Raw genomic sequence first — 14,439 nt, 5'->3', positions numbered from 1 at the left:
TTAAATGATCAAAGAGTTAGAGTTCCTCGAAGGAACATTAAACCAAAAGCTTGGCTCCGTTGTAGTTGTGGGAGCAGGTAGCGGTAGTGATTTGGGTGAAATTATTGCTCTGCAGCCTGATTTACTCGTGTGCATTGAGGCAAATAAACAACTGGCCGCAGCCTTAGAAAAAAGAACAAAGAAAGTAAGTAATGTTCGCATAGTTAATGAGTGGGTAACTCCTGGTTCAGAGCCAGTTCCAATTTACGAGTTTTCAAATCCGCGCTATAACTCACTTGCTGCACCTTCAGAGAAGCTAAAATCACGCCCTAACCTGAAATTACTCGCTAACGAACAAAGAAGCGGAAAACCATTTGCTGAATTACTATCTGAGTTACCTTTCGGTAAAGAAAAGATAAACTTATTAATTTTTTCTGTACCAGGTTCAGAAACTACGTTGATTCAGCATGCAGCAGAAAAGTTGAACGCATTTGATTACATACTGATAGATCCAAAGAATGCTAACTATTATGCGACAGCTTGGGAAGTCAGACAAAAAATAGAAGGGTTCAATCTTACTAATTTTAATTTGAACGAAAATGGTATTACTGGTTTTCTTTACTCCAAATACTTCAGCCGTGAGAAAGAAATGCAGAGCGAACTTACTTCGCTAAATGCAGATTTCCAAAAGCAAACTGAGGCACTGGAAGCAACGAAAAAAGAATCCCAATCATTACAAAAGCAACTGCAGCAAGCGCAAGAGCAAGTGGCTAATCTTGAAGTGGAAAGTGAAAAAAATAAGCAACAGTTAGAACAGCAAAGTAACCGCTTTGAAGATGAGAAGCAGTCCTGGTTATCAGAAGCTAAAAAGCTTAAAGAAGAGCGAGAGCAAGAAGCTAGTGTTCTTAAAACTACATGCAAACTGAACCTCAAGCTTCAGGCAGATCTGGATAACATTAGGGTTCAATATTCTAAAAAAGTACAATCAGAAAAAGAGTTAACTGATTTAATTAGCGAGCTTTACGTTAAGTTAAAACAAGCCTCCGAATTTTACTACAAGCTAGAACAAAATTATCCAGAGATCGCAAGGAAGTTTGATGAGTAAAAGCCTAGCAGACTTCAGTCAAATAAATGAAGAACTCAATGGAGCTTTGAGCTTACTTCAGGAGAGACTCGGTGATTTCCCAGTTGAAGATAGTACACATGATAACATTGTTAAGGGAACGGCTAGTTTACTTCAGCGATGTGCTGATATCGTAGATAAAAAGCAAAGCGAAAAGCCTTTGATAAGAGTTTTACATCATTTTGCATGTAGCGGTGGAACACTGATTTCAAAGTGTATCTCTTCTATGCCGAATACTTATTTGCTGAGTGAAGTTCATCCAACGACTCATTTAAACCTTGGAAATAACACAGAGTTTAGACCAACAGACGTCATATCACTCTGCCGATATGGCAAATTGCCGAACATTGATGAGTTATCTAGAAACATATTAGATTCAAGTGTTAAGCGTGTATCTGAATTCTTAAGCGAAATTGGAAGTAAACTGGTTATCAGGGAGCATACCCACTCTGATTATTGTGTAGGCGATCGGGAGACGGGATACTCAGAGGTAGTGAAAAGTTTAAGTCATAGTTTTACGATAAAATCCGTCGTGACGGTAAGAGACCCAATAGATTCTTACTTATCTTTGAAAAATAATGATTGGGCTCATTTTTCACCAAACAATTTTGAAGAATATTGTCGGCGATATGTTACTTTCTTGGATAACTATGACAATTCTCAGGTATTTAAATATGAAGCTTTTGTCGAAAATCCCATCGAGCAAATGAAGTTAATCTGTGAGTATATGGAGCTTGACTTTGTTGATAGTTTTCTCGATTTCTTTGACACAGCTGTAGTTACTGGAGACAGTGGGCGAAAGAGTTCAAACATTTCTAAAAGAACTAGACGAGAAGTAAGTAACGAAATGCAAGAAGAAATTAAAAAGTCGCAAAGCTACCGAACAATAGCGGACAGATTTCACTATGAATTGTAACGAGAGATCGAAGGAGTCTTTCTCAGTGAGCACATTATTATCATCGAGATTCAATGAGGTTATATTGGATCATAAGCAAGGGCGAAGCCACCAGGCTCTTGTTAAGCTAAAGAAATTAGAAGCTGAAGCTAAAAGCCCTTCTGCTAAAAAACTCTGCGAAAAACTGAATTCTGTGGTAAGCAAAGAGATCAAATTTGATAAGTTTTGTGGCACCTGGGATAAAGTTCCAAGAAAAGATGTTCCTCCGTTGTATGAAGGTGGAAAAAGGCTTGTTCAATCAAGTCGAGATCAGAATGACTCCGATGCTCTTCCGCTAGTAACTGTTGTCACTGTTGTATTTAATAATAAACAAACTATAGGCAAGTGCATAGAATCTGTTTTAGGCCAAACTTATTCGAATATTGAGTATATTGTCATTGATGGCGCATCTAAAGATGGAACTCTTGATGTCATCAAGCAATATGAAGAGCACTTGGATTATATTGTAAGTGAGCCAGATGATGGCATTTATAACGCGATGAACAAAGGGTTAAAACTGGCAAGAGGCGAGTACATCGTTTTTTTAAATGCTGATGACTTTTACATAAGTGAAGCGGTTGAGCTGTCAGTTAGAAACCTACTTCAAAACGAGTTACAAATTAGTTACGCAGGGTTTTATTATGCCGACGAAAATGGAGTAGCCGTTGTTGCAGACGAGGCTAAACCATGGTCTGAGGCTATGTTAGTGGAAGGTGTGCCTGGAGGTCACGAAACTTTATTCTTACATAAGGATTGTTATGATTATCTTCAGGGATATGATGAATCTTATCGGTTAGCCGCAGATTACCATTTATTTGTCAGAAGCTTCTTCGCTGGCTTCCGAGCTGGGCCATTACAAAAGAATATTTTGGTGATGATGCCCGGCGGCACGTCTTTCAACGAAGAGGTCGGCATCAAAGAAAATAGAAGAGTTCTGGAATATTGTTTCGGTGAGCTGGACCAAGACTTTTTCGAATTTTTATATGGGCTTAAATATTATAAAAACTGGCATGGCTATACAGTAGACGATCAAGCTGTCGATAAATATCTTGTTAAAGCATTAGAGACAGACTCATTGCTTCATAAAGCAATGTTCATGTCATTAGAAAATCGTAAGAAGCCGCTCTGTGGACGAATTAAGCCAGCGGAAAAAGATAAAGGCGATAAGCTTAAGATCTGTATTGCTTTAAATTATCTCACCAATGCATCCGGTGGTGCTGAACGGATTGCAGTAGAGTCTGCCAACAAATTGTTTGAGCAAGGGCACGCAGTGACTGTCGTTCAGTGCTTTGGTATGGCAGGTGAGTCATATTATCAGTTACACCCGGATATCCCTGTAATCGATTTAGCTATTTTCCCTTATAAAAATCAGTACCTAATGCCAGCCGACCAAATAGATATTTCTTTCGAGAAATATGGCGGTAGATATTTCGATAAGCTCGATTATCAACCAACGGAAGCTGATTTTGATGAGTGGAAAAAAAGCCCGCATTTCTGGCGATCGCAAATATATGCAGGATTTTTCCATCATCACCAATTTGACGTAGTGATTTCACACATGCCTTCAACGTATCCGTATACGTTATTAGGCCGCAAAGAAAATGATAATACGTTACATATAGCGTCTTTACATAATGCTCCTGAGTTCAAATTCTATTCGCCTTTGTATCCTGCAGAATCCAAAATGGAAAGATACATGCGTTTAGTCGCACTTGAGAAAGCGGATAGAGTCGGTGTTCTTTTTGACGAGTTTGCACAGCAAGTACCTGAAGTTTTTCAGAACAAATGCTTCGTGTTACCCAATTTTCTTTCTGAAGAAATTTTTGCAAAAGCAAAAAATCATCAAAAAGCCTCAGACTCAAAAGTTATCCTTTCAGTAGGCAGGCTGTCGGAGCAAAAAGACCATAAAACCTTAATTAGTGCGTTTGCAAAAGTTTCGAAACACTTACCTGGTTGGAAACTTAAGATTTATGGCGAGGGTCCTCTCCTCAAGGAGCTGAAACAGCAGTGTATAGAGTTCGGATTAAACCCAGACGAAATTCTGATGGGGGCTCGCAAGGATATACATAATGTTTACCCAATGGGAGATGTATTTGCATTCCCTTCACTATTTGAAGGTTTTGGCTTAACCGCCCTTGAAGCGATGTCTTTCGGTTTACCCGTTATAGCGTTCAAAGACTGTGAAGGCGTTAAAAACCTGGTTTCCCATGAGCAAAGTGGATTATTAATTGAATCGGGTAACCGCATTGATAGTATGGCCGAAGCACTCTTAAAGCTCTGTAATGATAAAGACTCATTAAGTCATTACGGCACCGAGGCATCTAAAGCAGCAAGAAGCTATACAGTAAATGCTTATATCGAATCATTATCTTCAGTATGTGAGGATGAGGGTAAAACCAAACAGAAGCTTTTGCCTGTGCATGTGCCCGCTAAAAAAATTAAGTATGCAGTGTTAGCAACTTATACTGAAGGCGGAGCTGGTATTGCCGCAGTACGATTAGCGAAGGGGTTGCGACAGCAAGGCGTAGATGTAAGCTGCATTAGTTTTTCACCAAGATTACACGACGCTGATTACAAGCTAGAGTTAAACCAGGAGCAACAAAAGCTTTATGAGGCCTCTTTAAGCCTTGATAGAAACTTTACTCATGAAGGTAGCACATTTTTCTCTAATCAGTTGTATCCGAGCTTAACCAAAGAGCAAGTAGAGTTTTTACGTTACTTTGATGTAATAAACCTTCATTGGGTACAGATGTTTCTCTCTGTAGAAGTCATTGACTATATTTTAAGTTTTGGCAAAAAAGTCATCTGGACCTTACATGATATGGCACCGTTTACAGGCGGTTGCCATTACTCAAACGGATGCGTTGGCTATACTAATGATTGCAGCGATTGCCCACAGTTAAGTGAGCCTAAGAAGGCTTTTCCTTCCGAAGTTTTAAATGAAAAGGTACAGCGCTGGAAAGACAAAGATCTTACAATTGTCTCCCCTAGCCAGTGGTTGGCAGATTGTGCGAAACAAAGTCAGGCTTTCAGAAACAAGCCGGTTAAGGTTATTCGTAACGGCCTTGATACAAACGTTTTTCAGCCAACAGGAAAAGCTCACGCAAGAAGTTTCTTCAATCTACCCCAAGACAAGAAAATACTTCTCTTTACATGTCAGAGCCATGGAGAGCGACGCAAAGGCTTCAAAGAGTTAATGGAAGTAGCTCACATTTTGGCGAGCAAAAGAGATGATTTGCATGTATTGATGTTTGGCCACGCATCTGAAGAAACCAAAAATCTACCAATTCCATTTACGGCACTTGGCCATATTGATGAGGAGTGGAAACTTGCCGTGGGTTATAGTGCAGCTGATGTAACTGTGCTTCCAAGCTTGGAGGATAATTTACCTAATGTCATTTTGGAGTCTATGGCATGTAATACGCCTGTTGTCACGTTTGATAATGGCGGGTGTGGTGAATTGATAATGGAAACTATTAATGGAGAACGGGCTTCTTCAGCAAAGGAACTTTCAGATCTGATTGAATTAACTTTCTTGCAGGATAGATATACTCCAAACATATACGCTAAGAAAGAGCTTGGGCTAGAAAAGGTATCTGTCGGTTACAGGAGCCTCGTATGAATTATATACCTATTGGCTCGTGTCGAGTAAACGATCCTATACGTTTAAATGAACGAGTCCATTTCAAGTTAATTAGGTTTACGCACTCTTCTAAAGAAGCGTTGCAGCAAAAACTAAAGTCTATCTCGAAAAGACTAAACAAGACTAATATTGTCAATATAAATAAAGTTTTCGATACTCAAATTCCGGCATCTTTACTACAAGAGAGAAATGAAGATGCTAAGTTTCGGATTGATTTAAATCATTACAATGCTGTGGGATTGGAAAAAGCATACGAAATAATTACTAGTGAAGCGGTGAAAAAAGATGAATAAAATATTACTACTTTCCACTCAAAGAAGTGGGAGCACAATGATATGTGAAGATGTTGCTAGTACCGGTTTACTTGGTAGACCCTCCGAGTATTTTTCGGGTATAGTTGATAATTTTCAGAATGTTAACGACCCTGATCAGTTGAAGTTAGATTTTGAAAAATCACTTAATAAAGGTTATGTTCCTGCATCTGATTCTTTGTCAGTTAAAATTATGCAAAGCCAAATTGGTGTGCTAGGTAAGATTTTGTTAGATTCCGGTTTGGTACAAGGAGATTCTCACAAAAAAGCGTTTTGTGATTACTTTAAAGATTTCCTTTGGGTTAGGATTTTTAGGGACGACAAAGTTGCTCAGGCTGTATCAAGGATTTTTGCAAAGCATACGAATGTCTATCATCAGGTATCTGAAGATAGCGAGGTGAAAGACCTACTCGGCAAATTTTCAGTAAAAAATAGAGATGACAGTAAATTAAAATATTCATACGATGAGATAGATGCAGAAGTTAGAAAAATTGAAGAGGAAGAACGTTTTCTAACTGACTTAATCAATGATTTTAATATGAATGTGTATGAAATTAAGTACGAGGATTCAGTTAAATCTAGAAATTATATTTACGAAGTGGCATCTTTGTTAAAGCTGGAGAGTAATGGCATTGTTTTAAAAGATAGAAGTTTGAAAAAAATATCTGGAGAGTTGGCAGGCAAATGGATTGAAAAATACAAAAATGAAGTTTTAGGGAAATGATAAAAATAACATTCTTCGGTAACTGTCAGGCTTCCACTCTAGCGAATATGTTTTTGGAGTTGTTTGCTAATAGGATGACTGTGAATGCCGTTTATAACAACCCGAAAAGTGGACATGTTTTAAGTAACGAAGCAACACATAAGTTGTTTGATAATTCGGATATCATTATTTATCAACCCTTGTCAGAACAGCATTATTTTTCTGATGCTTACATTCGCACACAATACGCGGATAAGGTACTTATATCATTCCCTTATCTGTATAGCACCGGCTTCGCTGGATTAATTAATAAGGATGATACTAATTCGGATTTTTATGGTTTGGAGCCGTTTTTAAGTTATTTGAACGAAAACGAAAGAGAGCTGCGAGGTGATCTCGTAATTAAAAATTCGATATTTGAGAAAACAAATATCTTAGAACGATTTGAAAGTTCTTTGCAAATATTAAAGGCACGAGAAGTTTCGTGTGATATAAAGACTTCAGAATTTATTAATGAAAATATTAGAGGAATACCCTTATTCGATACCAGAAACCATCCAACATATCCATTATTTCGTTTTATTGCTGAGCAAATAATTAAGATTCTGTCTTGGAACGAAGTTGTTCCCAAACGTTCATTAGCGTATCCGGGCTTACCGAAAGGGGTTGTATGTATTTCGCCGGCCGATGCTGAGGTTATGGGATTTGAATATGGTTATCATTCCAACTGGCTACAAGTATATACTTCGATTTTTCAGCGCCATACTAACTCCACGGTAAGGTTGGTTAGTACTTTCTCGCATTATCCTAATGTTGGAAATTCTGACCTGGAAAAAGCCAAGTATATCGAAGAGTCTGAAATACTGTCCGATTTTTATTACAAACCTGCATTAGCAGGGCAAGATCACGAACATTTATTGACCAACTGAGTTAACAAGAGATATTACAACTGGACGAAATTTAGTGACTGTGATCTTATACTCTCTTTTGCGGAGAGAGTCATGGGTACAGGTGCATTTGAACAGCTTTTTAGTGAGTTAGAAGATCCTCGTCAATCAGCTAAGGTGGCACATTTATTCACTGATATTTTATTCCTTGTCGTGTGTGCTTCCATCGCTGGTGCCAAAGGCTGGGAAGACATTGAAGATTTTGGTGATTTACACTTTGACTGGTTTCGCGAGAAAGGGCTTTTCAAAAATGGACTGCCCGTTCATGACACGATTGCTCGTGTGATATCAAGAGTCGATAGCGAACAATTCCAGCGTTGCTTTATCGGTTGGATGCAGTCAGTCGCCGAGTTATCCGACGGGCAGTTAATTGCGATTGATGGTAAGCGGCTTTGCGGTTCTTACAATCGTGAAGACAGGCAATCAGCCATCCATATGGTGAATGCGTTTGCAGCCGAAAATAATGTGGTATTGGGGCAAATTAAGACCCAGAGTAAGTCGAATGAAATCACAGCCATTCCAGCCTTACTGAACCTGCTGGATATCAAAGGTTGCTTGATATCAATAGATGCGATGGGCTGCCAAACTGCTATTGCGGAGAAGATTGTAGAGAGTGGTGGTGATTATCTTCTTGCTCTAAAAGGTAATCAAAAGGAACTTCATGATGCCGTGCGCAATGAGCTTGCGGGTGCTGTAAACCAAGAAGTCATTTGTCTGGAGAAACATCATGGACGAGGCGAAGCAAGAGCGTACCATGTTATGGATGCGGCATCGTTAGTGAATAGGTTTCCTGAATGGAAAGGGCTGAAAACGATAGGCGTTACGTTAAGCTATCGGCAGCCAAAAAAAGGTAAAGCATCTTTGGAATACCGGTACTACATCAGTTCAGCAGCTTTAACTAAAGCACGCTTTGCCAACGCAGTGCGTAGTCATTGGGCAGTAGAAAACAGTCTTCATTGGGTCCTTGATGTCTCAATGAAAGAAGATGAATGCCAGATATATCGTGGCAATGCCGCCGAAATACTGTCAGGAGCGAGGAAGCTTGCCTTGAACATGCTTCGTGCGGAGACAACCAGAAAAACGAGTGTGCCACGGAAACAGAAGCGTGCGCATGGCAGCACTGATTACTTGGAAAAGGTGTTAGCGGCGGGTTTGGTAGCGTTGAACGAAATTTGAGCACTCATGCTCTCGCCCTGCCTGCATTAGCCTTCGAAGATGAAACACTTGAGAATTTCGCTAGCGATAACCTCGAAGATGAGTTCAAGTTCGTAGCGCATTTTAAGAAGAATTTTAAAGCTACTGGTTTGAATTCATTTGAATTTTGTGAGCTTAAGTGTTTGGGCTTAGAAAAGGTATTAAATTATTCTCGACACGATTCGCTGGAGATAGATAACGAATATTTACCAAATGTTAAAGTCTGAGGGATCCCCACGAATTTAGCATGTATTCTTGCTCATGCAAGCTTCAGCGGTGAGTTCATCAAGCCAGCGGATCGTCTTTTTCCACTGATGCAGGGTAAATCGCATTGAGGTGTTAAAAGCTCTCAAGCCAAGAAAGTGAAAGGATAGTACGGATTTTGTTTCGGTATTTGCCTGAAAGCGTCGATGCTTGTTACTGACAACTAATAGCATGCCCAACAGTACAGCCACTAACGAAGCCAGTGTGGTAAGCAAGACCAGAACAGTAATGCGTGTCTTGGTTGTGCTGCGATTATTTTCATACCCCAGACCAAAGCGCGTGCTTTTCATATCCCGAAAGCCTTCTTCTATTTGCATGCGCTGGCGATAAATATCGATGACTTGTTTAGATAAGTGACGATGGTAGGGCAATGACGTCGCCAGTAGCCACGGATCTCTTGCGCCATCAGCATATTTCAATGAATTGGTATCCCGTTGGCGCGAGCCATTGGCATTAAACGCTCGTCGACCTTTCGCTTTCTCTTTAACCAACACCAAGGTACAGGCAAAAGGTCGTGACTTGACGATAAGCGCGTTATCAAATCGCTTGGGCCGTGTTGTAGCCTTTAGATAAAGCTCAGCGATAGATTGCCATTCATTACCGCCATCCAGCGAATATAAATGTGGCTTTCGCACACGTCCGACAATATGCCATCTCAATGCCTGCACTTCACGAAACCACGGCGATTTGTAGCCCGCATCAGTGACAATAATGGGCTGGCAGGTAGTAAGCGATCAATATAGACCCGGATCACCCCATTTTATCTAAATCGCTCGTCAATTTTTTGTCCGCGAATTTCTCTTTCCAGACTCTTGGCGTCAGGTCGAGTACATCTTTGGCCGGGTGCAGTGCTACACGCTGCAATACATCCACCAGATAATGGTAGGGATTGACGCCTTGCAGGCGGCAAGTCACCATCAGGCTTTGTAATATGCCCAGTTGTTCAGCCCCGAGTTCGGACCAACAGAACAAATAGTTTTTTCTGCCCATGGGGATTACCCGCAGTGCCCGTTCGAGATGATTGGTGTCCATGGGTAACGCGGGGTTACTCAGAAACACCTTAAGTTGGCTCTCCCGCTCATGCGCATAGTGAAGCGCCTTGGCGAAGGGGGATTTGGGCAGTAAATCGGTGCGCTGGCGTTGTTGGTAGACCCACCGGAAGAACTCAGTGACTAAGGGTTCGCTGTGTTGTTGGCGGTAGGTATGGATATCAGCCAGGTCTGATTGCTTATCCCGGATGTGTTTTTCATGCCGGTAGAGCGTGGCGATGATATCCAGTGCCTGTTGTGCTGTTTGCGGCTCACTGTCGAGGGCTTTTTCAAAGCCTCTGCGCATGTGTACCCAACAGGCAGCGTGCACTATCTTTTGTTCGTGTTGGTTTATCTGCTCAACCGTTTTGGTGTAAGCGGCATAGCCATCTGTGAGCAAGGTACCGGTAAAGTCCTGTAACTGTGCTTTGGCATGCAACATGCCCCGGCTGTGACTCCAGGTAAACGCCACCTCATCACTGTCACCGTACATCGGCCAGAAGTAGGTTTGTTTCATTTGCCCCGGTTTTCGACCCGCGCCTTTGGTGCGCCCGGCTTTAATGGGCACTTCATCCATGGCCAGTATGTTACTTTGCAGGATGTGTTGCCACTGGGCTTTGGCAATGGGCCGAAGCAGCTCAATGCCTTGTTGTATCCAGTTGATTAAGGTAGCCCGGCTAAGGGTAATGCCGCTATCGAGCATCCGTTGATGTTGGCGGTGAAGTGGTAAGTGATACACCGCTTTATCCACCATCAGCCCGGCGAGTAATGAAACATCGCAGTAACAGCCTTCCAGTACATTGGTTGGCGCTGGGGTATCCTTAAGGGTTTGCGTGGTTTTATGACGCACGACCTGACGACGATACACCAGTACCACATAACTGCCGGGCTGTTGTGCTAAGCGACGGGTTTCTTTGATATCAACGACATCATACTGGTCGGCATTCGTTCCTTGTAACTCAGGCGCAGGCACATCAATAATCAGCTGAGGCACCGTCTCATCAAAACGCAGGCCTTCATCATTCACATCCGAGTCGCGACGTTGCTTTTGTGAGGAACGGGTATGGGCCTTCACCGGTTTGGTGTCTGCCGGTAAGGCGTGTGTCTCACCCTCATCAAACAAACTGCTCTGCGCCGGATTATCCACTAACACCTTTTCAGACTTACGCCCGAACAACTGGCGTTTAAGCCAGTCCAGTTGATGCTTGAGTTGCGCAATCTCCTCAGCTTGATGAGCAAAGGCAGCCTCAATTTCAGACGGTGAAAGGTGACTAATAGAATGTGTTTTCATGGCGTAAATTATAACAAAATCAGTCAATTAAATCGCCTGTTTTGTTTGTCTTTTTGCCAGTAAATGCCATCAATCAAACACTGTAACTGAGCACTGTTTAATGGTGTTTTTGCTGTACCGTCAGTGACTTTGGCGAAGGTGCCTTTTTCTAACCGTTTACTCCACAAACAATAACCGCCCTGGTAGTAATACAACACCTTGAGCTGGGTACGGCGTTTATTGATAAACACAAACCAGTCACCACAATGCGCTTGCATCCCCAGTTTGCCCTGTACCAGTGCCGCCAGCCCATCAAACTGTTTGCGCATATCGGTATTACCGGTATACAGCCAAATACGCCCATTGGATAAGGGTAACATCAGGCAGCCCGGTTCATCCGCAGCACCACACCACCGGGTAATGCCAGTTCAATCTCCCAGGCAGAGCCTGCGCTCTGGTTCGCACTTGCTGGCATATCAAAGGCAAGCCAGTTATCTTGCTGCGCAAGCGATTGGCTATCATCGCTCAGTTTTTTACGCCACAGATAGAAGTTTGATACTGTTAACGCATGCTGTGCACAAAATTCACTGACTGTCAGTTCGCCTGCTGCTTGCTTATCAATCAATTCCTGCCATTGCTCGCGTGTTCGTCTTTTTGTTGCCATCGATTAAGTCTCCGTGAGTAAAATCTACGGGGACTATTTTACGGGGTAGTTCAATGAGGAAAAGACGGTCTAAATTGATCGCTTACGGCAGGTATCCGGTAAGAGCGTGTGCAATATCTCTAAAAAGTCTCTATGTGTAGTCGCTTTTGCACTGGCTTTTCTATCATGCACTTCCTGATAAAGGGTAATAGGCCGCCCTTTAACGACAATTGCGGCGCGAAGTAAAAAGTGCTTTTTGCACTTATCCAAATCTGACCAGTCAACGGCAATGACAGGATGTTTACAGGTACAAAATAACCGGCAAATCATTGCATAGATAAACGGTACTTCACGCTGGAGGTGACCATTAGATAACAGCCGGTCAGCCCGCTTAATACGGTGTTTCTCATAGGCATTGGAACGGATACCGCGCCCCATACTGGTCACAGTGGCCGAACCGCTCTCAATCAAGCTTCGCACACAGGCGACAACGGCCTGTTTGCGGGTTTTATGCATTTTATGGCTGACAAAAGAGACAAGATTGTTCAATATAGAGCGTGCATTCATGGTGTTTTCTGTGTTGGTTTTTTTTGGCGAAAGATCTGATCACCAAATGCCATGAATGTTCCCTAACTCTTTGACTTTATTTTACTATTCGTGGGGATAGCTCAGTGTTAAAGTAGAGCATTTTCTTATAAATCTTGTTAAAGATCTCGACACGTTCGATGACTCATTTTTAGATTATCTCCTTAAAATATTTAAGAATCACCCGAATGGCTTGAAGGTAACTACTGTTTGGAGTCTCAAGAATAAGAATGGGCTCTCGAAAGTGCTTCCAATACTTCAAAAGGAACAAAGTGTTCTTCAGTACTTTACTTCCGAAGATTTTATTTTGTTGGTTAATTCATTTCACAACAAAGTCAAAAGCGAGAGGTTGCCGGTAATTCTTAAATTTATTGAAGATAATTTTAGAAACAATTTCGGAATCTTAATGTCGTTAGGAAAGTTGTATTTCTATGAGGATAAAGTAGATATCGCATTCCACTATTTTGATGCTGCTCATAAGGTTGCCAGTGAAAGTCCTAATCCATTTATATGGATGGCATATTGCTCCGAGAAAATAGGGAGTTTACAAAGATCTCTTAAATATTTTGAAATGGCTATTGAATTAGGTCGTAAATCTAAAGGTTTTGAGGTCCATATAAAGAATCTGACAGAACAGTTGTTAAGTTTAAAAGCGAGAATTAATAAATGAAAAAAGCACTTATTACCGGTGTAACCGGCCAGGACGGCTCCTATTTAGCCGAATTTTTGTTAGAAAAGGGATACGAAGTACACGGTATTAAGCGTCGTGCGTCGTTGTTTAATACCGAACGTGTTGATCACATTTATGAAGATCCACACAACGAAAATCCTAAATTTCATCTGCATTATGGTGATCTAACAGATACATCTAACTTAACGCGTATATTGCAAGAAGTGCAGCCGGACGAAGTATATAACTTGGGTGCGCAGTCACACGTTGCAGTATCCTTTGAAGCGCCAGAGTATACGGCGGATGTTGATGCTATTGGTACGTTGCGTTTGCTTGAAGCCATTCGCTTCTTAGGTTTGGAAAAGAAAACCCGTTTCTATCAGGCGTCCACTTCTGAGCTTTACGGTTTAGTACAAGAGATCCCACAAAAAGAAACCACGCCATTCTATCCACGCTCCCCTTACGCAGTTGCAAAGATGTACGCTTACTGGATCACGGTTAACTACCGTGAGTCTTATGGTATGTATGCGTGTAACGGTATTTTGTTTAACCATGAGTCTCCACGCCGTGGTGAAACCTTTGTAACGCGTAAAATCACACGTGGTATTGCAAATATCGCCCAAGGACTTGAGTCGTGCCTGTACCTTGGCAATATGGATGCACTGCGTGACTGGGGTCATGCTAAAGATTACGTTCGTATGCAGTGGATGATGCTGCAGCAAGATCACGCTGAGGATTTTGTTATCGCTACTGGTAAACAAATTTCTGTTCGTGAGTTTGTTCGCATGAGTTGTAAAGAAGCTGGTATTACCGTTGAGTTTAGCGGTGAAGGCGTAGATGAAATCGCTACCGTTACTGCGGTTGAAGGTGAAAATGCGCCAGGTGTAAGCGTTGGTGATGTGATTGTTAAAGTCGATCCTCGCTATTTCCGCCCTGCAGAGGTAGAAACCTTGCTCGGCGATCCGGCCAAAGCCAAAGAAAAACTGGGTTGGGTGCCCGAAATCACTGTTGAAGAAATGTGTGCCGAAATGGTGGAAGGCGATCTGCAAAAAGCCAAACAACACGCATTACTTAAAAAGCATGGTTACTCGGTAGCTGTAGCAAAAGAATAGTATGACTAATTGGGGAGCGACATGCTCCCCAAT

General features: G+C 41.7%; 14 protein-coding genes. 9 read left to right on the top strand and 5 right to left on the bottom strand.

Annotated features, from left to right (window positions below):
* Positions 1 to 4: 4 nt before the first annotated feature.
* The 7 genes from AC566Q_RS21120 to AC566Q_RS21090 all read left to right on the top strand — a co-directional run bounded on the left by AC566Q_RS21120 (position 5) and on the right by AC566Q_RS21090 (position 8,816).
* Complete coding sequence (locus tag AC566Q_RS21120) at positions 5 to 1,084, top strand: hypothetical protein (RefSeq protein ID WP_499610486.1); 1,080 nt, start codon at positions 5 to 7, stop codon at positions 1,082 to 1,084.
* Entirely contained in the window at positions 1,077 to 2,018 is a 942-nt protein-coding gene (locus AC566Q_RS21115; protein ID WP_499610483.1) for a sulfotransferase family protein, read from the top strand. Before AC566Q_RS21120 ends, AC566Q_RS21115 begins: the two co-directional genes overlap by 8 nt.
* A gap of 25 nt (positions 2,019 to 2,043) precedes the next feature.
* The gene (locus AC566Q_RS21110) at positions 2,044 to 5,658 is read left to right on the top strand and encodes a glycosyltransferase (RefSeq protein WP_499610480.1); all 3,615 of its coding nucleotides are present in this window, start codon (positions 2,044 to 2,046) and stop codon (positions 5,656 to 5,658) included.
* On the top strand, positions 5,655 to 5,972 hold the full coding sequence (locus AC566Q_RS21105; protein ID WP_499610478.1) for a hypothetical protein: 318 nt from the start codon (positions 5,655 to 5,657) through the stop codon (positions 5,970 to 5,972). Before AC566Q_RS21110 ends, AC566Q_RS21105 begins: the two co-directional genes overlap by 4 nt.
* Positions 5,965 to 6,714, top strand: coding sequence for a Stf0 family sulfotransferase (locus AC566Q_RS21100; RefSeq protein ID WP_499610475.1), 750 nt, complete (start codon positions 5,965 to 5,967; stop codon positions 6,712 to 6,714). The genes AC566Q_RS21105 and AC566Q_RS21100 overlap by 8 nt, the downstream gene beginning before the upstream one ends.
* Entirely contained in the window at positions 6,711 to 7,622 is a 912-nt protein-coding gene (locus AC566Q_RS21095) for a WcbI family polysaccharide biosynthesis putative acetyltransferase (RefSeq protein WP_499610472.1), read from the top strand. Before AC566Q_RS21100 ends, AC566Q_RS21095 begins: the two co-directional genes overlap by 4 nt.
* A gap of 72 nt (positions 7,623 to 7,694) precedes the next feature.
* Positions 7,695 to 8,816 carry an ISAs1 family transposase gene (locus AC566Q_RS21090; RefSeq protein ID WP_499610468.1) on the top strand — a complete coding sequence of 374 codons (1,122 nt, stop codon included), beginning with the start codon at positions 7,695 to 7,697 and terminating at the stop codon, positions 8,814 to 8,816.
* A gap of 260 nt (positions 8,817 to 9,076) precedes the next feature.
* Here AC566Q_RS21090 and AC566Q_RS21085 read toward each other — a convergent pair whose 3' ends face one another.
* The 5 genes from AC566Q_RS21085 to AC566Q_RS21065 form a co-directional block, all read right to left on the bottom strand.
* Positions 9,077 to 9,811: an IS4 family transposase gene (locus AC566Q_RS21085; RefSeq protein ID WP_499617579.1), complete on the bottom strand. Its 735-nt coding sequence runs from the start codon at positions 9,809 to 9,811 to the stop codon at positions 9,077 to 9,079.
* Between the two features lie 37 nt (positions 9,812 to 9,848).
* Positions 9,849 to 11,417 (bottom strand): IS66 family transposase, encoded by a 1,569-nt coding sequence (gene tnpC / locus AC566Q_RS21080; RefSeq protein WP_499617577.1) that lies wholly within the window; start codon positions 11,415 to 11,417, stop codon positions 9,849 to 9,851.
* Positions 11,418 to 11,440: 23 nt separating this feature from the next.
* Positions 11,441 to 11,776: an IS66 family insertion sequence element accessory protein TnpB gene (gene tnpB, locus AC566Q_RS21075; protein WP_126874057.1), complete on the bottom strand. Its 336-nt coding sequence runs from the start codon at positions 11,774 to 11,776 to the stop codon at positions 11,441 to 11,443.
* On the bottom strand, positions 11,776 to 12,060 hold the full coding sequence (tnpA, locus tag AC566Q_RS21070; protein WP_024016272.1) for an IS66 family insertion sequence element accessory protein TnpA: 285 nt from the start codon (positions 12,058 to 12,060) through the stop codon (positions 11,776 to 11,778). Before tnpA ends, tnpB begins: the two co-directional genes overlap by 1 nt.
* A gap of 69 nt (positions 12,061 to 12,129) precedes the next feature.
* Positions 12,130 to 12,606: a hypothetical protein gene (locus AC566Q_RS21065; protein ID WP_499610462.1), complete on the bottom strand. Its 477-nt coding sequence runs from the start codon at positions 12,604 to 12,606 to the stop codon at positions 12,130 to 12,132.
* A 211-nt stretch (positions 12,607 to 12,817) separates the two neighbouring features.
* Here AC566Q_RS21065 and AC566Q_RS21060 point away from each other — a divergent pair, with 211 nt between their 5' ends.
* Both AC566Q_RS21060 and gmd read left to right on the top strand, forming a co-directional pair.
* Complete coding sequence (locus AC566Q_RS21060; RefSeq protein WP_499610459.1) at positions 12,818 to 13,294, top strand: hypothetical protein; 477 nt, start codon at positions 12,818 to 12,820, stop codon at positions 13,292 to 13,294.
* Positions 13,291 to 14,406: a GDP-mannose 4,6-dehydratase gene (gmd, locus tag AC566Q_RS21055; RefSeq protein WP_499610454.1), complete on the top strand. Its 1,116-nt coding sequence runs from the start codon at positions 13,291 to 13,293 to the stop codon at positions 14,404 to 14,406. Before AC566Q_RS21060 ends, gmd begins: the two co-directional genes overlap by 4 nt.
* Positions 14,407 to 14,439: the final 33 nt, after the last annotated feature.

Source organism: Alteromonas sp. H02, from assembly GCF_059682525.1.
The sequence above is the reverse complement of the archived record's forward strand: the minus strand, read 5'-3'. Positions and strand labels throughout refer to the sequence as shown.

Excerpts from the sequence above, each read along its gene's own strand:
- AC566Q_RS21120 (WP_499610486.1), top strand. The coding sequence starts at position 5 with ATGATCAAAGAGTTAGAGTTCCTCGAAGGAACATTAAACCAAAAGCTT.
- AC566Q_RS21115 (WP_499610483.1), top strand. The coding sequence starts at position 1,077 with ATGAGTAAAAGCCTAGCAGACTTCAGTCAAATAAATGAAGAACTCAAT.
- AC566Q_RS21105 (WP_499610478.1), top strand. The coding sequence starts at position 5,655 with ATGAATTATATACCTATTGGCTCGTGTCGAGTAAACGATCCTATACGT.
- AC566Q_RS21100 (WP_499610475.1), top strand. The coding sequence starts at position 5,965 with ATGAATAAAATATTACTACTTTCCACTCAAAGAAGTGGGAGCACAATG.
- AC566Q_RS21095 (WP_499610472.1), top strand. The coding sequence starts at position 6,711 with ATGATAAAAATAACATTCTTCGGTAACTGTCAGGCTTCCACTCTAGCG.
- AC566Q_RS21090 (WP_499610468.1), top strand. The coding sequence starts at position 7,695 with ATGGGTACAGGTGCATTTGAACAGCTTTTTAGTGAGTTAGAAGATCCT.
- tnpC (WP_499617577.1), bottom strand. The coding sequence starts at position 11,417 with ATGAAAACACATTCTATTAGTCACCTTTCACCGTCTGAAATTGAGGCT.
- tnpB (WP_126874057.1), bottom strand. The coding sequence starts at position 11,776 with ATGTTACCCTTATCCAATGGGCGTATTTGGCTGTATACCGGTAATACC.
- tnpA (WP_024016272.1), bottom strand. The coding sequence starts at position 12,060 with ATGGCAACAAAAAGACGAACACGCGAGCAATGGCAGGAATTGATTGAT.
- AC566Q_RS21065 (WP_499610462.1), bottom strand. The coding sequence starts at position 12,606 with ATGAATGCACGCTCTATATTGAACAATCTTGTCTCTTTTGTCAGCCAT.
- gmd (WP_499610454.1), top strand. The coding sequence starts at position 13,291 with ATGAAAAAAGCACTTATTACCGGTGTAACCGGCCAGGACGGCTCCTAT.